Below are 21,805 nucleotides of genomic sequence, written 5' to 3' on the forward strand. Positions count from 1 at the left end.
TGCCATGCCATCCCCGTTGACCGCCGGCCTGGGCCTCAAGCCCCAGCACTATGCCGAGGCACTGCACTGCGGTGCGCCCGGCCTGTGGTGGGAGGTTCATCCCGAAAACTACTTGGCCGCCGGCGGCCCGCGGCTGGCATGGCTGGAAGCCATCCGAGCGCGCCACCCGGTGGCGCTGCACGGCGTGTCTCTGTCGCTTGCGGCCGATGCACCGCCCGATGCCGACCACCTGGCCCGGCTGGCTGCGCTGGTGCGGCGCATCGAACCCGCCATCGTGTCCGAGCACCTGGCGTGGTCCGCCTGGCGCGGCCACTACCTGCCCGACCTGCTGCCGTTTCCGCGCACCCACGCGGCGCTGGCCCGCATCGCGGACAACATCGCGCGCACGCAGGATGCCCTGCAGCGCCCCATCGCCATCGAGAACCCCACGCACTACCTGCGCATCGACGGGCACGACTGGTGCGAGACGGACTTTCTGGCCGAGCTGGTGCGGCGCACCGGCTGCGCGCTGCTGCTGGATGTGAACAACGTGCACGTGAGCGCCCACAACCTGGGCACGGATGCGCGGGCCTACATCGACGCCTTCCCGCTGCACGCCGTCGCAGAGATCCACCTGGCGGGGCACCACGCCGACCCGGCGCTGGGCGACGCGCTGCTCATCGACAGCCACGATGCGCCCATTGCGCCTGTCGTGTGGGCGCTGTACGGACGCGTGCTGGAGCGCACAGGCCCCATCCCCACGCTCATCGAGCGGGACGGCAATGTGCCCGCGTTGGGGGAGCTGCTGACTGAACGCGACGAGGCGCACAGCGCGCTGGCCGCCTGCGCGCAACACCACGAACAACGCGAGGTGGCGCCATGCACCTGAGCGATTTTCAGGATGGCCTCGCCGCTGCGTTGCTGGCTTCGCCAGACGCTGCTGCGCCAACACCCGCGTGGCTCGCGGCCCTGGCCGCCCAGCCCGGCTTTGCGGTGTACCGCAACACCGTGCTCACGGCCTGCATCGACGCGCTGCAGGCCAACTACCCCACCGTGTGCAGCCTGGTGGGTGCCGACTGGTTCCGTGCGGCGGCCGGCGTGTTCGCCCATGCGCAGCCACCGGCCGATGGGCGGCTGATGGACTATGGCGCGGGCTTTGCCGGCTTTCTGCAGCAGTTCGGGCCGGCCGCCGCACTGCCCTACCTGCCTGCCGTGGCACACCTGGACCGTTGCTGGACGGAGAGCCACCTGGCGGCCGACGCCCCGGCGCTCGACGCGACCTGGCTGGGCCGCCAGCCGCCCGGCACGCTGGCACTGTGGCACCTGCGGCCCCACCCGGCGGCGCGCTGGGCCTGGTGCGATGACCACCGCGCGTATGCCCTGTGGCAGCGCCACCGCGACCAGTGGCCGATGGATGCAGACCTGCCATGGACAGGCGATGGCGGCTTGCTGACCCGGCCCGATTCCGCCGTGGTGTGGTGCGCGTTGCCGCATGCAGGCATCGCCTTCATGGACGCCTGCGCGCAAGGCCTGCCATTGGAGGCCGCTGCCACAGAAGCATTGGTGGCCGAACCAGATACCGACATCGCAGCGCTGCTGATGTTGCTGCTGGACGCCGGGGCGCTCACCGAAGCCGCGGCCGATGCGGCTGCACCGGCCCCATGTTCAAAGGAAACACCATGACACCCAACACCATCCCCATGCTCTCCCCAACCGCAGGCGGCCCCCGCGCGTGGCTGGCCCGGCTGGCACACATCTCCGCCTGGCTCACACCCCACAGCCTGCTCGCACTCGTCAACCGCATCGCGCCGGCCGGCATCTTCTGGCTGTCGGCGCGCACCAAGGTCGAGGGCTGGTTCACCATCTCCGACAGCGCCTATGCGCTCTTCAGCGACGAGTACAAGCTGCCGCTGATCCCGCCGCACCTGGCCGCACAGATGGCCACGGTGGCCGAGCACCTGTTCGCCGTGCTGCTGGTGCTGGGGCTGTGCACCCGGCTGTCCGCATTGGCGCTCTTGGGCATGACGCTGGTGATCCAGGTGTTCGTGTACCCGGACGCGTGGCCCACGCACCTGTCCTGGGCGGGGCTGCTGCTGTACCTGGTGGGGCGCGGCGCGGGCGGCGTGTCGCTGGACCGCGCGCTGGGCCTGCGCTGAGGCCTACCGCCTCAAAGTGCCTTCACGGGCTGGACGGGGCCGCCGTGCGCACCCAGCGCGCGATGTCCGCCGCGCCCAGCGCGCCGGAGATGCGGGCCACCTCGCGCCCCTGCTGGAACATCACCATGGTCGGAATGCTGCGGATCGCATGGCGCGCTCCCAGAGCCTGGTGCTCTTCGGTGTTGAGCTTGGCCAGGCGTACCTGCGGCTCCAGCTCGCGCGCGGCCTGGGCAAAGGCGGGCGCCATCTGGCGGCACGGGCCGCACCACGGCGCCCAGAAGTCCACCACCACGGGGATGTGGCTGCGCGCCACATGGCGCTCGAACGACGCGGCGTCGAGTTCGAGCGGTGCCCCTGCGAAGAGCGGCTGGTGGCACTGGCCGCAGTCGGGCGCGCTGGCCAGCTGCGCGGTTTGCACGCGGTTGGTGGTGTGGCAGTGGGGGCAGACGATGTGCAGGGCTTCGGACATGGGGGCGCGTTGTTGGCAGTCTGAATGTGCGCAGGTGGCGACCGCGCCGGATTTTTCAAGTCGGCGCACCCGCCGCAGCACTGTCGGCCAAATACCTGCTTGCAAAAATTTACGCGGGATTACAGGGTGTAGAACACCCCGGCGGGCCGGTCGGCCCGGTGGCATCTGCTAAGGTCTGGGCCCATGCAGCTGCTTCCGATACTGACAACTGCCCACGCCCTTTTTCTCGATTTCGACGGCACGCTCACCGAGCTGGCGTCGCGCCCCGAAGCGGTGCGCATCGCGTCCGGGCTGGTGCCCACCCTTTCTGCACTGCACGGCCACCTGGGCGGTGCGCTGGCCATCGTGACCGGGCGGCCCGAGGCCGACATCGACGTCTTCCTGGCGCCCCTGCACCTGCCGCTGGCCAGCGAACACGGCGCGCAATACCGCCTGCACGGCGCGTCCCTGCCGGCCGTGCAGCCGCCCGATCTGGCCCCCGTGCTGCAGGCCGCCTACGACCTCGCATCGCGCCACCCCGGCCTGCTGGTGGAGCCCAAGCGCGCCAGCGTCGCCCTGCACTACCGCCTGGCGCCCCACATGGAGGCACGCTGCCTGGACACCCTGGAACGCGCCTTGCAAGGCGTGGAAGGCGTGGAGCTGATGCGCGGCAAGTTCGTCTTCGAGGTCAAGCCCCGCGGGGCGCACAAGGGCCAGGCCATCATCGATTTCATGACCCAACCGCCGTTTGCGGGCCGCATCCCCGTGTTCGTGGGCGACGACGTCACCGACGAATCGGGCTTTGCCGCGGTGCAGGCCCTGGGCGGATGGGGCATCAAGGTGGGCGAAGGCCCGACCATGGCACAACACCGCTGCATGACGCCTGCCGCACTGCGCGGCTGGCTGTCGAGTGCAAGGACCAACTGGGAACGGGAACAATGAACACTGCAGCCAACGAACCCCAACAGGGCTCGCTCAACCTCGGCATGATCGGCAACTGCGCCATCAGCGCACTGATCGACAACCACGCCCGCATGGTCTGGTGCTGCCTGCCGCGCTTCGATGGCGACCCGGTGTTCAACGCGCTGCTGCAGCCCGGCGACGAGGGCAGCCATTTCGCGATCGAGATCGAGGACCTGGCATCGGCCCACCAGTGGTACGAGCCCAACACCGCCATCCTGCGCACGCAGCTGTTCGACAAGGCCGGGCATGGTGTGGAGATCACCGACTTCGCGCCGCGCTTCAACAGCCGCTCGCGGTTCTTCCGGCCCATGACGCTGGTGCGTCGCGTGCGGCCCATCGAAGGCGCGCCGCGCATCCGCGTGGCGCTCAAGGTGCGCTACGACTGGGGCCGCAGCACGCCGCACATCACGCGCGGCAGCAACCACATCCGCTACGTCGGCGAGGACATGACGCTGCGCCTGTCCACCGATGCGCCGGTATCGCACGTGCTGTCGGGGCAGTCGTTCGTGCTCACGCGCGAGCACAACTTCTTGCTCGGCGCGGACGAGCCTCTGCACGAAGGCATTGCCGACACGGCGCGCTACTTCGAGCAGGAAACCACCAGCTACTGGCGCAACTGGAGCCGTGCACTGGCCTTGCCGCTGGAGTGGCAGGACGCGGTGATCCGCGCGGCCATCACGCTCAAGCTGTCGCTGTACGAAGATACCGGCGCCATCGTGGCGGCCATGACCACCAGCATCCCCGAGTCCGCGCACAGCGGCCGCAACTGGGACTACCGCTACTGCTGGCTGCGCGACGCGTTCTTCGTGGTGCGCGCGCTCAACAGCATCTCCGAAGTCGGCACCATGGAGGACTACCTGCGCTGGCTCAGCAACGTGGTCATCGAAGGCGGCGACGGCCACATCCAGCCGCTGTATGGCATCGGCCTGGAAAAAGACCTGCCCGAGTCCGTGATGCCGCAGCTGGCCGGCTACCGCGGCATGGGCCCGGTGCGCGTGGGCAACCAGGCGGCCGAGCATTTTCAGCACGACGTGTACGGCAACATCGTGCTGGGCGCCGCGCAGTCGTTCCACGACCACCGGCTGCTGCACCGCGCAGGCCAGGCCGAGTTCACCCGCCTGGAGCAGGTGGGCGCCAACGCGGTGCGCGTGTACGGCCAGCCCGATGCGGGCATGTGGGAGCTGCGCACCCGCGCGCGGGTCCACACATCATCCGCGCTGATGAGCTGGGCCGCCTGCGACCGCCTGGCCAAGATTGCGCTGACCCTGCAACTGCCCGACCGCGCCGCGTACTGGCGCGACCATGCCGACCGCATGCGCGACGAGATCATCGACAAGTCGTGGAGCGAAAGCCGCCAGGCCTTTGCCGAAAGCTTCGGCGGCAACGAGCTCGACGCCAGCGTTCTGCTGATGGCCGAGGTGGGCATGATCGACCCCATGGACCCGCGCTTCGTGAGCACGGTGGAGGCCATGGAAAAGAGCCTGTGCGACGGCCCGTACATGCGCCGTTATGAAGCCGCCGACGACTTCGGCAAGCCCGAGACGGCGTTCAACATCTGCACCTTCTGGCGCATCGACGCGCTCGCGCGCATCGGCCGCAAGGCCGAGGCGCGGGCCATCTTCGAGACCATGCTGGCAGCGCGCAACCCGCTGGGCCTGCTGTCCGAAGACACCCATGCCGAGACGCAGGAGATGTGGGGCAACTTCCCGCAGACCTACTCGATGGTGGGCGTGATCAACGCCGCGGTGCGCCTGTCGGCTCCGTGGGACAGCGTGATTTGAGGCGGCGTCCGACAGTTTGACTGCCCCATCCGCGGCGATGATGCGGCATGAGCCGACTCGTTGTTGTATCGAACCGCATTGCGGACCCCCGTAAACCTGCCGCTGGCGGCCTGGCCGTCGCCCTCGGCGACGCCCTGAACAAAACCGGAGGCCTCTGGTTCGGCTGGAGCGGCAACGTGCTGGAAGACGGCACACCCGGCGAGAGCGACCTGCAGACGCGCCAGGCCGGCGCAGTGACCCTGGCCACCGTGGACCTGTGCCGCGAAGACCACGACAGCTACTACCACGGCTACAGCAACAGCGTGCTGTGGCCCGTCTTCCACTACCGGCTGGACCTGGCGGACTTCAACACCCGCTACATCGCGGGCTACCGCCGGGTCAACCAGATGTTCGCGCGCAAGCTGCTGCCGCTACTGCGCGACGACGACATCATCTGGATACACGACTACCACCTGATCCCCCTGGCCGCCGAGCTGCGCGCCATGGGCTGCAAGCAGCGCATCGGCTTCTTCCTGCACATCCCCATGCCGCCGCCGCTCATCATGGCGGCCATTCCGCAGCACGAGTGGCTGATGCGGTCGCTGTTCGCCTACGACCTGGTGGGCCTGCAGAGCGAGGCCGATGTCTCGCATTTCACCCGCTACGTGCGCAACGAGGCCAGCGCCGAAGAAGTGGGCGTGCAGCAGCTGCGCGCGTTCGGCGCCACGGTGCAGGTCAAGGCGTTCCCCATCGGCATCGACGTGGACGAGTTCATCCGCCTGGGCCAGGCCCCAGATGCCGTGGAAACCTACGAGAACATGCGCGACGAATACTCGCGCAGGCGGCTGCTGCTGGGCATCGACCGGCTGGACTACTCCAAGGGCATCCCGCACCGCGTGCGCGCTTTCCGCGAGCTGCTGGACCGCTACCCCGAGAACCGCGACAGCGCCACGATGATCATGATCGCCTCGCCATCGCGCGACGACGTGCACGCCTATGCCGACCTGCGCCAGGAGCTCGAAGGCCTGTGCGGCTCCGTCAATGGCGACTACGGCGAGCTCGACTGGATGCCCGTGCGCTACATCCACCGCATGGTGGCGCGCAAGCGCGTGCCGGGGCTGTGCCGCGCCGCGGCGGTGGGCCTGGTCACGCCGCTGCGCGACGGCATGAACCTGGTGGCCAAGGAATACGTGGTGGCCCAGAACCCCGAGGACCCCGGCGTGCTGGTGCTCTCGCGTTTTGCGGGCGCGGCCGAGCAACTGAAGGAAGCGCTGCTGGTGAACCCCTACGACACGCAGGGCACGGCGGACAGCATCCAGCAGGCGCTGCAGATGCCGCGGGCCGAGCGGCAGGCCCGCCACCAGAAGCTCATGGCGCGCATCCGCGAGCACGATGTGCACTGGTGGCGCAAGTCGTTCCTCGCAGCATTGGAAGCAGCGGGCGACTGATTAGGATTTGCACTGCACGCATTGAATACCGTTCGGGCTGCGCTTGTTCAAGCCCTGCGCGGCGCTTCGACAGGCTCAGCGTGAACGGTTTGTATAGTGGACGGATGTGGGCATGACCTCATGACCACATGGCGACTACCACGCGGCGCGCTACAGCAGTTTGGTGAGCAGGCTCACCACGAAGCTCAGCAGCAGTGTGGACGCGAGCGGCACGTCCCAGTCGCGCCCCAGCCACCGAAAGCGCAGGTCGCCGGGCAGGCGGCCAAAGCCCATGCGCCGCAGCAGGGGCGAGAGCCAGCTGAGCAGCATCAGGGCCAGGAAGATGACGAGGAGCCAGCGGATCATGGTGCGCCGAGTGTAGGCGCTGGAGGCACCACCGCGCACGCAGACGGGCAGTCACGCAGTCAGGCACGGGCCTTGCACCACGCCGGCATGTTCGCAACCGACCGAGGGCACGCATGGATTGGAGCTACCACCACACCGCCGGCGGGCAGCGCTGGCAGTTCGACGGCCTGCGCGACGTGCTGGCCAAGGCGTCGCCGCTGCGCTCGGGCGACGTGCTGGCGGGCATTGCGGCGGCCACGGCGGTGGAGCGCATGGCCGCGCGCATGTGCCTGGCCGACGTGCCGCTGGCGCGGTTCCTGACCGAGGCCCTGGTGCCCTACGAGTCCGACGAGGTCACGCGGCTCATCATCGACACCCACGACACCGCCGCGTTCGCGCGCGTCGCCCACCTCACCGTGGGCGACTTTCGCAACTGGCTGCTCGACCACGCCACCGACAGCGCCGTGCTGGCGGCCGTGGCCCCCGGGGTCACGCCCGAGATGGCCGCTGCCGTGAGCAAGCTCATGCGCAACCAGGACCTGATCGCGGTGGCCCGCAAATGCCGCGTGGTCACGCGCTTTCGCAACACCATCGGCCTGCCGGGCCGGCTGTCGGTGCGGCTGCAGCCCAACCACCCCACCGACGACCTGCGCGGCATCGCGGCGTCGATGATCGACGGGCTGCTGTACGGCGCGGGCGACGCGGTGATCGGCATCAACCCGGCGACCGACAGCATCGCGGCCCTCACCGGCCTGGTGCACCGGCTGGACGATGTGATCGCCACGCTGCAGATCCCCACGCAGTCGTGTGTGCTGACCCACGTGACCAACACCGTGCAGATGATCGAGCGCGGCGCGCCGGTGGACCTGGTGTTCCAGTCCATCGCGGGCACCGAGAAGGCCAACGCGGGCTTCGGCATCAGCCTGGCCCTGCTGAGCGAGGCGCACGACGCGGCGCGGTCCCTGCAGCGCGGCGCGGACTTTGGCGATGGCCGGGGCGACAACGTGATGTACTTTGAGACCGGCCAGGGCAGCGCCCTGTCGGCCGACGCGCACCACGGCGTGGACCAGCAGACCTGCGAGGCGCGGGCCTACGGCGTGGCGCGCGCGTTCTCGCCGCTGCTCACCAACACGGTGGTCGGCTTCATCGGGCCGGAGTACCTGTACGACGGCAAGCAGATCATCCGCGCGGGGCTGGAAGACCATTTCTGCGGCAAGCTGCTGGGCGTGCCGCTGGGCTGCGATGTCTGCTACACCAACCATGCCGAGGCCGACTCGGACGACATGGACACGCTGATGACGCTGCTGGGCACCGCGGGCCTGACCTTCATCATGGGCGTGCCGGGGGCGGACGACATCATGCTCAACTACCAGAGCACCTCGTTCCACGACGCGCTGTACCTGCGCGAGGTGCTGGGCCTGCGGCGCGCGCCCGAGTTCGAGGCCTGGCTTGCGCGCATGCACCTGGCCGACGGCGCGGGCCGGCTGCTGCCCGCCACACAGCAGCAGGCGGCCATCGCACAGCTGCGGCAGATCGGGATGCGGGCATGACAGACCCCACCGGCACCCCACCCCCCTTCGGCCCGCCGCCCGACCCCTGGGCCGACCTGCGCGCCCACACCGCCGCCCGCCTGGCCCTGGGCCGCGCGGGCACGGCCATCCCCACCCGCGAACTGCTCGACTTCGGCCTGGCCCATGCGCAGGCGCGCGATGCGGTGCATTTGCCGCTCGATGCCGATGCGCTGGCACAGCGGCTGGCAGGCCTGGGCTGCACCACGCTGCAGGTGGCCAGCGCCGCACCCGACCGGGCCACGTACCTGCTGCGCCCTGACCTGGGCCGGCGCCTGTGCGACGGGGATGCACAGCGTCTGCGGGCATTGGGCCAGGGTGGCCAGGCGGACTGCGACCTGCTGCTGGTGGTGGCCGACGGCCTGTCGGCCCTGGCGGTCGAACGCCATGCCGAGCCGCTGGTGCAGTGCATCGTCAGCACCGCGCCCCAGGGCTGGCGCATCGGCCCCGTGGTGATCGCCACGCAGGCGCGCGTGGCGCTGGGCGACGAGGTGGGCGCACTGCTGGGGGCCCGCCTGGTGGCGGTGCTGATCGGCGAGCGCCCGGGGCTGAGTTCGCCGGACAGTCTGGGCATTTATCTGTCCTGGCACCCCCGGGTCGGGTGCAGCGATGCGGAGCGCAACTGCATTTCCAACGTGCGTCCGCAGGGGTTGCCGCCTGCCGCCGCCGCTGCGCGCCTGTGGTGGCTGTGTGCAGAGGCGCGGAGGCTGGGGCTGACGGGCGTGCCCCTGAAGGACCGCAGTGAGGGCGTGACGCTGCCGGCGGGCGGGCCGCAGAGGCCTCAAGACGAGCCCCCTCTCCCCCACCCTCTCCCGCGAGGGGAGAGGGAGTAAGGCCGGTGCTCGGTGTGGCACATGGCGCGCGTCCCATTCAGCCATTCGCAAAAGCGGCCTGCGCGCTGGCCACATCGCCGACAACTGTCTTTCACATCACACCCACAGGCGCGACGCTCCTCTCCAGCCAATGTGCCCAGCGCACCCAAAACCCCCTCTCCCCTTGCGGGAGAGGGTTGGGGAGAGGGGGCAATGAGCAGCAGGGCCTCGACCCAGCGCCCCCCCACTCCACCCCACCCCCTCACAACCGGTGCGACCGATCCCCCCGCACAAACCCCATCGGCTCCCACGCCGGCCCCGCGCCCAAGGCCAGCACCTTGAACAGCTCGCCCATCTCATGCTCCATGATCAATTTGGCCGCTGTCGCCCGCTCCGCCTGCGGTAGCCGCTCCATTTTTGATAGCAATCCACAGTTGATGAGGAAATGCGCCTGCGTCGTGTAGCCCAGCACCTCCAGCCCCGTCTCCTGCGCGGCCAGGGCCATGGCGGTGAAGTTGACGTGGGCGGTGATGTCCTTGCGCCCCACCGCCACCAGCGGGTCGCCGTCGGCCAGGTGGCCCTGGTGGCACATCACCGTGCCCATGTGGCGCTGGGGGTGGTAGTACTCGCTCTCGCCAAAGCCGTAGTCCAGCAGAAAGGCCGCGCCGCGGGTGAGCCGGTCGGCCAGCATGCGGATGAAGCCTTCGCCCTGGGCGTGGATCTCGGTCAGGTAGTCCTGCGGGCCTTCGATGTCGACGGGCGGGCGCAGCGCGGTGGGGCGGTCGGCCCAGGCAAAGCTGCCGTCGTCCTGCGCCACCACGCCGCGCTCGTGCCACACGCCTTGCGCCTGGCCGCCGTGGCGGGACAGCAGCTGCACGGGCATGGCGTCCAGCACCTCGTTGCCCACGACCACGCCTTCGATGCGCTCGGGCAGCGCGTCCACCCAGCGCAGCTTGTGGGCATGCGCTGCCAGCCGCACCTGCTGGCGCGCGCGCAGGCTGCCCGACAAATCGACGATGGTGTAGCGCTGCACCTGGTCGCCCAGTGCGTCCAGCAGCTGCAGGGCCAGTGCGCCGGAGCCGGCGCCGAACTCCCACACCTCGGAGGTGCCCGTGGCGGCCAGCGCCTGCGCCACCTGCCGCGCCAGCGTCTGGCCGAACAGGGGCGTGAGCTCGGGCGCGGTCACGAAGTCGCTGCCGGACTCGGGCATGGCGCCGAACTTGGCACTGTCGTTGGCGTAGTAGCCCAGGCCCGGCGTATACAGCGCCAGCGCCATGAAGCGGTCAAAGCCGATCCAGCCGCCCTCGGCGGCAATGGTCTGGCGGATGTGGGCCGCCAGGGCGGTCGTTAAACTGTCGGGTTGTTGGGTCACGGCCCGCATTGTCCCCCACCCCGCCACCATGCCCCACCCCACCCGTTCCCGCACCGTGCTTGTGACCGGCGCCGCCAAGCGCCTGGGGCGCGCCATTGCGCTGGCGCTGGCCGAGGGCGGCTGGCAGGTGGCCGTGCACTACCGCACGTCCAAGCAGGATGCTATCGAAACAGTAGCTGCTTGCGCTCGCCTGGCAGGCGGTAGCGCCCATTTTGATGCCGATTTCGACGACGAGGCCGCCGTGCGCGGCCTGCTGCCGCGCGTGGTGGCGCACTTTGGCAGCGTGGACGCGGTGGTCAACAGCGCCTCGCTGTTCGAGCACGACAACGCACAGACCTTCGGCTTTGCCGCGCTGGAAAAGCACCTGCGCAGCAACACCGCCGCGCCCGTGCTGCTGGCCCAGGCGCTGCACGCGCACCTGGCCGACCGCGCTGCTGCCGGCGAGGCCGATGCCCAGGGCGCCGTGGTCAACCTGCTGGACCAGAAGCTCTGGAACCAGAACCCCGACTTCGTGAGCTACACCCTGTCCAAGGCGGCCCTGGAAGCCGCCGGCACCATGCTGGCCCTGGCCCTGGCGCCGCGCGTGCGCGTGGTGGGTGTGGCGCCGGGCCTCACGCTCACCAGCCACATGCTGGAAGAGCAAAAATTCCAGCAGCTGCACGCGCTGAGCCCGCTGGGCCGCTCGTCCACGGCCGAGGACGTGGCGAGCACCGTGAAGTTTGCGCTGGAGAACCGCTCCATCACCGGCACCACGCTGCTGGTGGACGGCGGCCAGCATTTGATGAAGTTCGAGCGCGATTTTTCAATGATGTGAGCGGGCGCCGGCCCACGCAGAAAGAAGCTATCTCCCATGGACCACACCGCCGTCGGCACCCAGATCCTCACCCTGACCGGCCTGCGCTTTGACGCCAACCTGGGCATCCTCTCGCACGAGAAGACCGACCCCCAGCCCATCCAGGTCGATGCTGAGCTGAGCCTGGGCGTGCAGCCCCTCACCCCGCGCGACGACGACATCCTGCACGTGCTGGACTACCGCAAGGTGCGCCAGATCATCATCGACGAGTGTCGCGCCGAGCACGTGAACCTGCTCGAGAGCCTGATCGGCAAGCTGGCCAACCGGCTGATGCAACTGCCCGGCGTGCTGGGCGTGCGCGTGAAGATCGCCAAGCTGGAGATCTTCGACGACTGCGAAGTGGCGATCCGCATCGAGACCGGGCAGTGGTGACCACCCCGAGCAACCGGCAGAAGTAGCCGGCACGAAGCGAAGCCGCGCGCGCCCAAAAGGGAAGGGCCGCAGTCATCGACCACGGCCCTCCAGGGGTGTGCGCTACAACGGCTTTTGCGCCTCGGCCAGCGCGCTGCGGGCTTCGTCCAGCTTGGCCTGGCGCGCGGCGATCTTTTTGGCATCGCCCTTCTTCTGCGCCTCGGCCAGGCTTTTCTCACGCTCGGCCACCTTCTTCGTGGCCTTGCGGATCTCCGCGTCGCGCTCCTTGGCCAGCCAGGCGTCGGTGCAGTGCGCCTTGTTGGACCGGCGCGCCTGCCGCAGCCCCGCGACCTCGCGGGTGCGGCCCTGTGCGGTGGCCTCGGCCAGTTGCGCTTCGATGCGCGCCTGCTTGGCGGCGCAGGCAGGCGATGCATCGGCCGCCAGCGCAGGCGCGGCATGCAGGGCCAGGAGACAGACACCCACAACAAGGTTCTTCACGGCAACGCTCCGATCGGTGGTACAGCGCGCCATCGTAGCGGCCTTGCCGGGGCCCGTGACTTCTCAATGAAGCCGGGAGCCCTTGGGCAGCCGTTTGGCCAGCCACTCGTGCACGTCGGCCCGCACGTTGCGGCCGTCCAGCAAGAACGACTCGTACCGGCTGGGGACGTACGGCAGGAACAACAGGCGCATGCCCGCCTCTTCGGGCAGGCGGGCGGCCTTGTAGCCGTTGCACGCGGCGCAGGCGGCCACCAGATTGGTCCACGACGTGGCGCCGCCGCGCGACTGCGGCACGATGTGCTCGCACTGCAGCACGTCCTCGCTGAACACACCGCCGCAGTAGGCGCAGGTGTGGCGGTCGCGGCGCAGCAGCCGGCGCTTGGTGAGGCCGGGCACCACGTCAAAGAGGTTGATCCGGGCCACACCGCGCAGCGCGATGATGGGCGCGACCTCCAGCACCGACTGCCGGCCCGTCGCCGCGTTGTGCCCGCCACGCAATGTGGCCAGGGGCGCCAGGCCCGCGTCCCACGCCACGGCGCCGCTGGCGTAGTGCACGGCGGCTTGCTCCAGCGGCATCCAGGACTGGGGCGTGCCGTGCAGGTCCAGCTGCAGCACGCGGGGCGCGGGGGTGCGGGGTTTTCGGGACGAGGGTTCGGTGGGGGTGATGGTGGTGCGGGGCATGGGGCTCTCCTTTCTGGGGATGAAGGGCGCAGCCGCCCAGCCCAGCGCACGCCCCGGTTAATACATGGTCATCGACGACTGCGACAACGAAGACAAAGCGACAAACAAAAGCACAAACAAAAGCGTCAGGGGCCGCCCACCGTCAATCGGTGGGGGCCGGTGTGGATGCATGCCCAAGGCGCGCAGGGACCGCGGACGCGCGCAGGGGCGTGCCGCTACCACTCGCCGACCTCGCGCACGCGCTGGTCGAGGTCGAGCTGGTCGAGCTGGTCGAGCCGGCGCGCTGCGGCTGCGCGGCCTGGGGCCGTGCGTTGCAGGCGCGCGCGCACGGATGCCAGGCGGGCCAGCCAGCCTGCAAGGCCGACACGGCGCCGCTGGGCGCCCAAGGGGAAGGAATGCTGGATGGCCATGGGGGATCTCCTGGAGGTGAATGGATGGTTGGAAACGGGGTGGGTGGGTTGATGAAAAGGAAGGGCAGACCGGGGAGGGATCGAACCTCCGAATGGCGGAATCAAAATCCGCTGCCTTACCACTTGGCGACCGGTCAGCAAAAAGGAAAAAGAAGGGTCGCCACAGACAGGAGTCGAACCTGCAATCCCCGGTTGAACCAACCAGGCGCCCCATCCGACAGGGCTGCTGCGGCATGCCCGGCATGGCTTGCTCAATGCGGGCCATGCCGGGAAGAAGGTTGGCGCGCGCGGAAGGAGTCCAACCTTCAACCGCTAAGAACCTGCTGACGCCTTATTCGAGGCCCGAATAAGGCGTCAGCAGGTTCCCGGAGACCAGTGCTCTGCCAGTTGAGCTACACGCGCAAAGGAATTTGAATGGGCGTTTCTCGCCCAATGCATATCCATTTCGGCTGTGCCTTCACGCGACCGCAGCCCGCCGGGGGCTGCGCATGCACGTCGCTGCACTGGGCGATCAACCCCAGCACATCCCGCCGGGCCGCGCATGCGGCCGGGTCCGGCGGTGTGAGCAAAGGCACACCCGAAATGGAGAAGGATGCGACGCGGTGAGCGCGCAAACCCTTCTGCTTTCGATGCAGGTCAGCCATCGCTCCCTTGGAACGCGGCGCCTGCGGCAAACTTTTAATGAACGGAGTCCCCGGCGGGTCGATGCCTGCGGGCGCAGCGCTGGCGCTGCAAACGAAACGAAAAGGTGGTGGTGAAAAACAGCCGGCGAAAAGAAAAAAGGCCCGGAACCATCTGGTTGCCGGGCCTCTTGTCGATCAAGAGATCGGGAGGGAGAACGCTCTGGGACTACTGCCCTGCGTTGCAACCTCCGCCCGGTGACGGAGCGATATCTTCAAAACCATTGCCCAGCCACTGCGGCTGGCTGGTGCGGGAGCTGCCGTCCATGCAGCTGTCCATCTGGCTGTCCATGTGGCTATGGCCCTGCAAATACGCCGCGGCGCCTTGGTGCGATGGCAGTCGTTTGGACACCATGCCAATGGACGAAGCGTGCGCATCGAACGCCCCACGCACGGCCACGGCGCACTGGGGGGTGCGGCGGTGGATGGCGTTGTGGCGGGCGTTCATGGCGGTCTCTCGGAGGTGGTCGGCGTGTTCGTGTGGAAAGGGGACGAGGACATGGAGTCCTGATGACCGTGGACTGTAAATAGTCTTTACACTCCGGTCAACGCCCCGCACCCGCTTTTTTTGCGTCTGTTGTTTTTTCTTTGTGACCCCGCCGCCCACCACCGTGACCCGCCGCACCAATGTGCTGGCCCTGCACCGCCTTTTTCTCGAACAACAGATCGCCGCCGGCAAGCCCGCCAAGGGGCTGGACCAGGCGTTCGCCGCGTCGCTGGAGATATCGCCCAGCATGTGGAGCCAGATCAAGAGCGCCCGCCCCATCGGCGACACGCTGGCGCGGCAGATCGAGCGGCATGCGCGCGTGGACATCGGCTGGCTGGATGCCCAGCACGCCACCGAGCACCCCGACCCGGCCGAGGAACGCTTTGTGGCGCTGGCGCGCGACGCCTGGCGCAGCGCCAATGCCAAGGGCAAGCGCGAGCTGCGCCTGTGGCTGACCGCGCGTGCCAGCGCTGGTGAGCCGCAGAGCAGCAGCAGCCCCTCTGACCACAAGCCGCCCAAGGCGCAAAAATAGCCCCCCTGGGCGCAGAACGCCCCCCTGGAGAGCCCGCCCTACCCCACGGCACGGCGGTTTCACCGACAATTGAGGGCTTGTTGACGCCTTTTGGCACCGCCCGTGCGCACCACCCTTGCGCCCCGCGGCACCGCTTTACCCGACCCCAGAGCCCCTTCCCATGAGCGCAGTGATGAACGACACCCCCCAGGCCGGCTGGACCGCCGAGCCCCCCGAAGCGGCAGCGACGGGCGCCGATGCCCTGGCCGCAGCGGGCCCGGCGCGCCTGAAGATCGAGCGCGAGACCCACAAGCTCGAAAAGCGCCTGTGCCGCGAGGTGGGCAAGGCCATCGTCGACTTCAACATGATCGAAGAAGGCGACAAGGTCATGGTGTGCATGTCCGGCGGCAAGGACAGCTACACCCTGCTGGACATCCTGCTCAAGCTCAAGGCCCGCGCGCCCATCCATTTCGACCTGGTGGCCGTCAACCTGGACCAGAAGCAGCCCGGCTTTCCCGAGCACGTGCTGCCCGAATACCTCAAGACCACCGGCGTGCCGTTCCACATCGAGAACGAGGACACCTACAGCATCGTCAAGAAGCTGGTGCCCGAGGGCAAGACCACCTGCAGCCTGTGCAGCCGCCTGCGCCGGGGCATCCTGTACCGCGTGGCCGACGAGCTGGGCTGCACCAAGATCGCGCTGGGCCACCACCGCGACGACATCCTGCAGACGCTGCTGCTCAACATGTTCTTCGGCGGCAAGATGAAGAGCATGCCGCCCAAGCTGGTCAGCGACGACGGCAGGCACGTGGTGATCCGCCCGCTGGCCTACGTGGCCGAGAAGGACACCGCGCGCTGGTCCGCGCACCGCGACTTCCCCATCATCCCGTGCAACCTGTGCGGCAGCCAGGAGAACCTGCAGCGCAAGCAGGTGGGCGAGATGCTGCGCGAATGGGACAGGAAATTCCCCGGCCGCGTGGAGAACATGTTCAACGCGCTGCAGAACGTGGTGCCCTCGCACCTGCTCGACGGCGGTTTGTTCGACTTCAAGAACGCCCGGGCCACGGGCGTAGCCAGCGAAGACGGCGACAAGGCTTTCGACAAGGAAGAGTTCTCGGCGCCATCGCTGCCGGGCATGGGCGGCGTGCAAGTGGTAACACTGTCGTGAACCTCCGGGGCCGGGCGCACTCTCACCGGGATCCTGTTACCCCGCCCAAGGAGACTCTCACCATGATGCGCCGCCCCCTCTCCGTCGCCCTGCTGTGCGCCACAGCAGCGGCCGTCCTTGCCGGTTGCAGCACCGGCCCGCGCTTGGTCGAAGGCCAGGTGCAGAGCTTTTCGACCCTGCAGGCCATTCCCACGCCCGCCACCTACCGCATCGAGCGCCTGCCGTCGCAGCAGATGCCCTCGTTCGACCCGGTCATGGCCCTGGCCGAGCAGGCGCTCGGCCGCGCCGGCCTGCGCCGCGACGACGCCGCGCCCAAGCTGCTGGCCCAGGTCGGCGTGCAGGCCGACCTCGTTCCGCGCGCGGACCCGTTCCGCCCCTATGGGCCCTACGGATACGGCCCCTCCCCTTGGGGCTGGGGCTTTGGTGGCTGGCACGGGCGCGGCATGGGTCTGTACGGCGGCTGGGGCTTCTACGAGCCCACGCCGCTGCACCGCCGCGCCGTGAGCATCGTGCTGCGCGACGCCGCCACGCAGGCCGTGGTGTACGAGACCTCCGCCGTGCACGAGGACGTGTGGGTGAGCGACCCTGCCGTCTGCGGCGTGCTGTTCGACGCCGCGCTCAGCGGCTTTCCGCAGCCGCCCCAAGGCCCGCGGCTGGTGCGCCAGTCCCTGGCGCCCATGCCCGCCGCCGTGCCCGGCACCGTGCGCTGACCGCGCGGCACCGCACGCACCGGCGCTGCCCCTTTCAACCCCACACGCCCTACACCACCGCCCGCATGCACGCCACCCGCATCGTTGCCGTCCGCCACGGAGAAACCGCCTGGAACGTGGACACCCGCATCCAGGGCCACCTGGACATCCCGCTCAACGACACCGGCCTGTGGCAGGCCGAGCAGCTGGGCCAGGCGCTGGCCGGCGAGAGCTTTGCCGCCATCTACACCAGCGACCTGCAGCGCGCCCACGCCACGGCGCAGGCGGTGCAGCGCACCACCGGCGCGCCGCTGACCACCGTGCCGGGCCTGCGCGAGCGCAGCTTCGGCCACTTCCAGGGCCGCACCTTCGCCGAGATCGAGGCCGAGCTGCCCGACGACGCGCGCCGCTGGCGCAAGCGCGACCCGCACTACACGCCCGAGGGCGGCGAGTCGCTGGTGACCTTGCGCGAGCGCATCGAGCGCACCGTGATGGCGCTGGCCGCACCGCACGCGGGCGAGCAGATATTGCTGGTGGCGCACGGCGGCGTGCTCGACGTGCTGTACCGCCTGGCCACCCGCCAGGAGACCCAGGCGCCGCGCACCTGGCAGCTGTCCAACGCCGCCATCAACCGCCTGCTGTGGACCCCGGACGGCCTCACCCTGGTAGGCTGGGCCGACACGCAACACCTGGACGACAACGCGGTGCGCGATGAAACCCATTCCTGAGGCACTGAAGGCGTCCATCGGCCAACGGGTGGACCTGATCGATACGCCCTCGCTGGTGGTCGACCTGGACGCCATGGACCGCAACATCCAGCGCATGGCCGACTTCGCGCGCAAGCACCAGGTGCGCTGGCGCCCGCACGCCAAGATGCACAAGAGCGCCGAGCTGGCCCTGCTGATGCAGCGGGCCGGCGCGCAGGGCGTGTGCGTGCAGAAGGTGGCCGAGGCCGAGGCGCTGGCCGCTGGCGGCGTGAACGACATCTACATCAGCAACCAGGTGGTGGCCATGCCCAAGCTGCAGCGCGTGGCGCGCCTGGCCGCCCTGCTGGCGGCGCGCGGCGGCCGGCTGGCGATTGCGGTGGACCACCTTGAAGGCATCGAGCGGCTGGCCGAGACCATCGCCCAGATCGGCATGCCCCTGCCGCGCGAGGGCCACTGGGCGGCGGGCGACAGCACGCTGATCGATGTGTTCGTCGAGATCGACGTGGGCCAGGGCCGCTGCGGCGTACCGCCCGGCGAGGCCGCCGTGCCCCTGGCGCTGGCCGTGGCACGCAGCCGGGGCCTGCGCTTTGCAGGCCTGCAGGCCTATCACGGCCGTGCCCAGCACTTGGCCGGCGCCACCGAGCGGCGTGAGGCCATGGCTGCCGTGGTGCGCGCCGCCAGCCACACCCGCGACCTGATCGAAGCCGCCGGCGTGCCCGTGCCGCTCATCACCGGATCGGGCACCGGCACGCTGGTGCACGAGGCGGCCAGCGGCGTGTACGGCGAGCTGCAGGCGGGCTCCTTCCTGTTCATGGACGCCGACTACGCCCGCAACGAGCGCGAGCCGGCGCAGCCCGCCTTCGAGCACGCGCTGTTCATCAAGACCCAGGTGGTGTCGGTGCGCGAGAACGTGCACGCCGTGTGCGACGCGGGCCACAAGAGCCACGCCATCGACTCCGGCCTGCCCACCGTGGCCCTGCTGCCGCCCGACCGCGGCCTGCGCTACGCCAACGGCGGCGACGAGCACGGCATCCTGCACCCCGACAGCCCCAAGTCCCGCCTGCCGGCCCTCGGCCGCATGCTGTGGCTCATCCCCGGCCACTGCGACCCCACGGTCAACCTGCACGACTTCATGATCGGCGTGCGCGGTGGCCTCGCGATGGGCGTGGTGGAGCGGATCATCCGGGTAGATGCCAGGGGCGCGCTGACCTGATCGGGGCAAGAATCGGCGAACTCTTCGTCTCGCCGCCATGAGCCCCAGCCAGATCATCGTCCTTGCCACGCCCGTCTTCTTCCTGCTGATCGCCATCGAGCTGGCGGTGGGCTACAAGCGCCAGCGCAATACCTACCGCCTGGCCGACGCGGTCAGCAGCATCAGCCTGGGGATGCTGAGCCAGACCAGCGCGGTGTTCACGCGGCTTTTGCGCATCGGCATCTACACCGCGTTGTTCGAGCACGTGGCCCTGTGGCGCGGCGATGCGTTCTGGACCAGCCTGCCGGGCTGGCTGCTGGCGTTGGTGTTCTACGACTTCTGCTACTACTGGCTGCACCGCATGGGGCACGAGTCGGCGGTGCTGTGGGCGGCGCATGCGGTGCACCACCAGAGCCAGGACTACAACCTGTCGACCGCGTTGCGCCAGACGAGCTCGGGCGCGCTGCTGGGCTGGGTGTTCTATGTGCCCATGGCGCTGGCGGGCGTGCCGCCGCTGGTGTTTGCGGTGGTGGCGCTCATCGACCTGCTCTACCAGTTCTGGGTGCACACCGAGCAGGTAGGCAAGCTCGGCTGGTTCGACCGCTGGTTCTGCAGCCCCAGCAACCACCGCGCGCACCATGCCGTGAACGACGCCTACCTGGACAAGAACTACGGCGGCATCCTCATCGTGTGGGACCGGATGTTCGGCACGTTCAAAGAAGAAGACGACCGGGACCGCTGCGTGTACGGCACGCGCGGCCTGCTCAACAGCTGGGACCCGCTGTGGGCCAACGCCCAGGTGTACGCGGGCCTGGCGCACGACAGCTGGCATGCGCGCAGCTGGGCCGACAAGCTGCGGGTGTGGATCAAGCCCCCGGGCTGGCGGCCGGCCGATGTGGCGGCGCGCTTTCCGAAGCCCGCGTTCAGCATGGCGCAGATGGTGCCCTACCATCCGCCGATGTCGCGTGCAGTGCAGTGGTTTGCGCTGGTGCAGTTCACGCTGATGCTCGCGGGCGTGGCGGCGTTTTTGTGGCGGGCCGACAGCGCGCCGCTGGCCGAGAACGCGGTGTGGTTTGCCACGCTGCTGGTGGCGCAGTGGGCGCTGGGCGCGGTGATGCAGGGGCGCATCGGCCTGCTGATGGCGCTGGTGCTGCAGAGCGGCGCGCTGGCCACGGCCACCAGTGCGCTGGGGTTCGTGCAGTGGCACTGGGTGTTCAAGCCGCTCACCATGGTGATTGCTATTATTTTGGTAGCTACTAGCGCTTATCAGTTCAGCGGCAGAGGCCGATTTGACTCCAAAACCTGGGCGCTGCTGGGCGCCGCGCTGGCGGGGTCGCTGGCGGGGGATGTGTTTTTGATGGTCGAGGGCTTCTTCATCCCGGGGCTCGTGAGTTTCCTGATCGCCCACTTGTTCTACGTGGCGCTGTTCAAGACCGGGCAGCGGTGGTTTCCACACCGCGGGGCGCTGGCGGCCACGCTGGGTGTGGGCGTGGCAATGTATGCCTTCTTGTGGACGGGCGGGCTGCCGGCCGCGCTGCGGGGGCCGGTGGCAGCGTACGTGCTGGTGATCGCGCTGATGGCCGCGCAGGCCATCGGGCGGGCCAGCGTGCTGCGCGACAAGGCGGCGGTGCTGGTGGCGGTGGGGGCGGCGTTCTTCATGCTCAGCGATTCGCTGCTGGCCACGCACCGCTTCGTGTCGCCGCTGCCGTGGTCGCAGGTGTGGGTGCTGGGCACCTACTACGCGGCGCAGGCGTGCATCGTGGCGGGGGTGTTGAAGGCGGCGACGGCGCCTGACGGTCTGCCGGTCGCTGCGACTGCTGCTGTGGCTAGTGCGCCCATGTGCGGGCCAGCGCGGCAGCCGGAACATACGCCGCACCCGCAATGAACAGCACGCCGGCGAGGGTGAACGAGCCGGCGCTCAGCAACCACAGCAGGGTGTCGGCGTTGTACCAGCCGGGCCGCGCCTGCAGCAGCGCGGCCAGGGCCGGTTCCTGCGCCGCGATCAAGCCCCGCCCCGCGGTGTAGTGGTACACGGCGCCGCCCAGGGCCCAGAACCCGGTCAGCACCAGCGCCAGGCCATAGAACGCGTACCCGGTGCGCCAGCGCTTGGTGCTGCCCGCCGTGCACCACACGCCCAGGCAGCCCGCCAGCACCGCCGCGGCCACCGACCAACCCTGAATCAGGTCGCTGGCCACCGGCAGCAGCCAGTGCCAGGCCCAGGGCAAGGGCGTGAGCAGCCATTCCGATTGCGACCCGAGCCCCGGCCAGCGCTGCGGGGGCAGGTCCATGGAGAAGCGCGGTCGGTCCACCATGGTCAGCACGAAGGTCACCGGCACCAGCACGGCGAAGAGGATGTAGGCACTGGCACGGCCCACCAGCAGGCGGTGCGCCCACGGAGCGGCCGTGCCGTCACGCCGTTGCCCGCTGAGGAGCTGCGATGCGATGCCGGCCGCCAACGCGGCTTCGGCGATCGCGCCGCACACGGCCACGCGGCCGCGCAGATCGGCAAAACCTTCCAGCACGAAGACCGAGAGCTGGCCGTAGACGAGCGCGCCCAGCGCGTGCAGGGCCAAGGTGCCCGCCAGCAAGGCCCACATGCAGGACCTCAAAAAGCGTTGCTCGGGAACGATGTCCGCCCCGCTGGCACTGACCCAGCCCCGCGCGGCGCGCGCCCGGGCTTCGGCCCGAAGCTGGCGGCGGCGGTCATTCTTTTTGTCTGGCTTGCGCGGTGGTGCCATGGCTCTGTGG

24 protein-coding genes and 3 tRNA genes are annotated in these 21,805 nt (G+C 69.3%); 16 read left to right on the forward strand and 11 right to left on the reverse strand.

What is annotated here, in order from left to right; genetic code table 11:
• The first annotated feature begins 4 nt into the window (after window positions 1-4).
• Genes bufB through ASG27_RS04350 form a run of 3 tightly spaced genes read left to right on the forward strand, consistent with a single transcriptional unit; the run spans window position 5 to window position 2,135 of the window.
• Window positions 5-868 (forward strand): MNIO family bufferin maturase, encoded by an 864-nt coding sequence (bufB, locus tag ASG27_RS04340; protein ID WP_056414080.1) that lies wholly within the window; start codon window positions 5-7, stop codon window positions 866-868.
• On the forward strand, window positions 859-1,662 hold the full coding sequence (locus ASG27_RS04345; protein ID WP_056414083.1) for an HvfC/BufC N-terminal domain-containing protein: 804 nt from the start codon (window positions 859-861) through the stop codon (window positions 1,660-1,662). Before bufB ends, ASG27_RS04345 begins: the two co-directional genes overlap by 10 nt.
• Complete coding sequence (locus tag ASG27_RS04350; RefSeq protein ID WP_056414087.1) at window positions 1,659-2,135, forward strand: DoxX family protein; 477 nt, start codon at window positions 1,659-1,661, stop codon at window positions 2,133-2,135. The genes ASG27_RS04345 and ASG27_RS04350 overlap by 4 nt, the downstream gene beginning before the upstream one ends.
• Window positions 2,136-2,157: 22 nt before the next feature.
• Here the strand turns inward: ASG27_RS04350 and trxC are convergent, their stop codons facing one another.
• Complete coding sequence (trxC, locus tag ASG27_RS04355; protein ID WP_056414090.1) at window positions 2,158-2,604, reverse strand: thioredoxin TrxC; 447 nt, start codon at window positions 2,602-2,604, stop codon at window positions 2,158-2,160.
• 183 nt (window positions 2,605-2,787) lie between these two features.
• Between trxC and otsB the strand changes: the two genes are divergently transcribed.
• Genes otsB through otsA form a run of 3 tightly spaced genes read left to right on the forward strand, consistent with a single transcriptional unit; the run spans window position 2,788 to window position 6,754 of the window.
• The gene (gene otsB, locus ASG27_RS04360; RefSeq protein ID WP_056414092.1) at window positions 2,788-3,525 is read left to right on the forward strand and encodes a trehalose-phosphatase; all 738 of its coding nucleotides are present in this window, start codon (window positions 2,788-2,790) and stop codon (window positions 3,523-3,525) included.
• On the forward strand, window positions 3,522-5,327 hold the full coding sequence (locus ASG27_RS04365) for a glycoside hydrolase family 15 protein (RefSeq protein WP_056414095.1): 1,806 nt from the start codon (window positions 3,522-3,524) through the stop codon (window positions 5,325-5,327). The genes otsB and ASG27_RS04365 overlap by 4 nt, the downstream gene beginning before the upstream one ends.
• A gap of 47 nt (window positions 5,328-5,374) precedes the next feature.
• The gene (otsA, locus tag ASG27_RS04370; protein WP_056414098.1) at window positions 5,375-6,754 is read left to right on the forward strand and encodes an alpha,alpha-trehalose-phosphate synthase (UDP-forming); all 1,380 of its coding nucleotides are present in this window, start codon (window positions 5,375-5,377) and stop codon (window positions 6,752-6,754) included.
• Window positions 6,755-6,904: 150 nt separating this feature from the next.
• Here otsA and ASG27_RS04375 read toward each other — a convergent pair whose 3' ends face one another.
• Window positions 6,905-7,099: a DUF2905 domain-containing protein gene (locus ASG27_RS04375; RefSeq protein ID WP_056164478.1), complete on the reverse strand. Its 195-nt coding sequence runs from the start codon at window positions 7,097-7,099 to the stop codon at window positions 6,905-6,907.
• Between the two features lie 113 nt (window positions 7,100-7,212).
• Between ASG27_RS04375 and ASG27_RS04380 the strand changes: the two genes are divergently transcribed.
• A complete protein-coding gene (locus ASG27_RS04380) occupies window positions 7,213-8,628 on the forward strand; it encodes an ethanolamine ammonia-lyase subunit EutB (RefSeq protein ID WP_056414101.1) in 1,416 nt (471 codons plus the stop codon).
• A complete protein-coding gene (eutC, locus tag ASG27_RS04385) occupies window positions 8,625-9,479 on the forward strand; it encodes an ethanolamine ammonia-lyase subunit EutC (RefSeq protein WP_056164472.1) in 855 nt (284 codons plus the stop codon). The genes ASG27_RS04380 and eutC overlap by 4 nt, the downstream gene beginning before the upstream one ends.
• 241 nt (window positions 9,480-9,720) lie before the next feature.
• Here the strand turns inward: eutC and ASG27_RS04390 are convergent, their stop codons facing one another.
• Window positions 9,721-10,839 (reverse strand): class I SAM-dependent methyltransferase, encoded by a 1,119-nt coding sequence (locus ASG27_RS04390; RefSeq protein ID WP_056414105.1) that lies wholly within the window; start codon window positions 10,837-10,839, stop codon window positions 9,721-9,723.
• A 19-nt stretch (window positions 10,840-10,858) separates the two neighbouring features.
• On the opposite strand from ASG27_RS04390, the gene ASG27_RS04395 reads away from it, so the two are divergent.
• Entirely contained in the window at window positions 10,859-11,644 is a 786-nt protein-coding gene (locus ASG27_RS04395; RefSeq protein WP_056414108.1) for an SDR family oxidoreductase, read from the forward strand.
• 36 nt (window positions 11,645-11,680) lie between these two features.
• A complete protein-coding gene (locus ASG27_RS04400) occupies window positions 11,681-12,055 on the forward strand; it encodes a dihydroneopterin aldolase (protein ID WP_056414111.1) in 375 nt (124 codons plus the stop codon).
• A 102-nt stretch (window positions 12,056-12,157) separates the two neighbouring features.
• Here ASG27_RS04400 and ASG27_RS04405 read toward each other — a convergent pair whose 3' ends face one another.
• The 7 genes from ASG27_RS04405 to ASG27_RS04430 form a co-directional block, all read right to left on the reverse strand.
• Entirely contained in the window at window positions 12,158-12,532 is a 375-nt protein-coding gene (locus tag ASG27_RS04405; RefSeq protein ID WP_056414233.1) for a DUF1090 domain-containing protein, read from the reverse strand.
• A gap of 63 nt (window positions 12,533-12,595) precedes the next feature.
• Window positions 12,596-13,213, reverse strand: a complete 618-nt coding sequence (locus ASG27_RS04410) for an HNH endonuclease (RefSeq protein WP_235503963.1) — start codon at window positions 13,211-13,213, stop codon at window positions 12,596-12,598.
• Between the two features lie 215 nt (window positions 13,214-13,428).
• Window positions 13,429-13,623: a hypothetical protein gene (locus tag ASG27_RS04415; RefSeq protein ID WP_056414114.1), complete on the reverse strand. Its 195-nt coding sequence runs from the start codon at window positions 13,621-13,623 to the stop codon at window positions 13,429-13,431.
• A 65-nt stretch (window positions 13,624-13,688) separates the two neighbouring features.
• A tRNA-Gln gene (locus ASG27_RS04420) sits at window positions 13,689-13,759 on the reverse strand.
• A 22-nt stretch (window positions 13,760-13,781) separates the two neighbouring features.
• Window positions 13,782-13,856 (reverse strand) — tRNA-OTHER (locus tag ASG27_RS04425).
• Between the two features lie 46 nt (window positions 13,857-13,902).
• A tRNA-OTHER gene (locus ASG27_RS26470) sits at window positions 13,903-14,025 on the reverse strand.
• Window positions 14,026-14,472: 447 nt separating this feature from the next.
• Complete coding sequence (locus tag ASG27_RS04430) at window positions 14,473-14,751, reverse strand: hypothetical protein (protein ID WP_056422351.1); 279 nt, start codon at window positions 14,749-14,751, stop codon at window positions 14,473-14,475.
• A 163-nt stretch (window positions 14,752-14,914) separates the two neighbouring features.
• Here ASG27_RS04430 and ASG27_RS04435 point away from each other — a divergent pair, with 163 nt between their 5' ends.
• The 6 genes from ASG27_RS04435 (at window position 14,915) to ASG27_RS04460 (ending at window position 20,942) form a co-directional block, all read left to right on the forward strand.
• Window positions 14,915-15,322, forward strand: a complete 408-nt coding sequence (locus ASG27_RS04435) for a hypothetical protein (RefSeq protein ID WP_235503964.1) — start codon at window positions 14,915-14,917, stop codon at window positions 15,320-15,322.
• Window positions 15,323-15,482: 160 nt separating this feature from the next.
• Window positions 15,483-16,469: a tRNA 2-thiocytidine(32) synthetase TtcA gene (gene ttcA / locus ASG27_RS04440; protein WP_056414126.1), complete on the forward strand. Its 987-nt coding sequence runs from the start codon at window positions 15,483-15,485 to the stop codon at window positions 16,467-16,469.
• 62 nt (window positions 16,470-16,531) lie between these two features.
• On the forward strand, window positions 16,532-17,179 hold the full coding sequence (locus tag ASG27_RS04445; RefSeq protein WP_056414129.1) for a hypothetical protein: 648 nt from the start codon (window positions 16,532-16,534) through the stop codon (window positions 17,177-17,179).
• A gap of 65 nt (window positions 17,180-17,244) precedes the next feature.
• Window positions 17,245-17,886 carry a histidine phosphatase family protein gene (locus ASG27_RS04450; protein WP_056164442.1) on the forward strand — a complete coding sequence of 214 codons (642 nt, stop codon included), beginning with the start codon at window positions 17,245-17,247 and terminating at the stop codon, window positions 17,884-17,886.
• Window positions 17,870-19,078 (forward strand): DSD1 family PLP-dependent enzyme, encoded by a 1,209-nt coding sequence (locus ASG27_RS04455; protein WP_056414132.1) that lies wholly within the window; start codon window positions 17,870-17,872, stop codon window positions 19,076-19,078. Before ASG27_RS04450 ends, ASG27_RS04455 begins: the two co-directional genes overlap by 17 nt.
• 37 nt (window positions 19,079-19,115) lie before the next feature.
• Window positions 19,116-20,942, forward strand: a complete 1,827-nt coding sequence (locus ASG27_RS04460) for a lysoplasmalogenase family protein (protein ID WP_056414135.1) — start codon at window positions 19,116-19,118, stop codon at window positions 20,940-20,942.
• Here the strand turns inward: ASG27_RS04460 and ASG27_RS04465 are convergent.
• Entirely contained in the window at window positions 20,884-21,654 is a 771-nt protein-coding gene (locus ASG27_RS04465) for a hypothetical protein (RefSeq protein ID WP_056414137.1), read from the reverse strand. The genes ASG27_RS04460 and ASG27_RS04465 overlap by 59 nt on opposite strands.
• Between the last annotated feature and the right edge of the window lie 151 nt (window positions 21,655-21,805).

Source organism: Acidovorax sp. Leaf191 (genome assembly GCF_001424425.1).
Classification (GTDB): Bacteria; Pseudomonadota; Gammaproteobacteria; order Burkholderiales; family Burkholderiaceae_C; genus Acidovorax.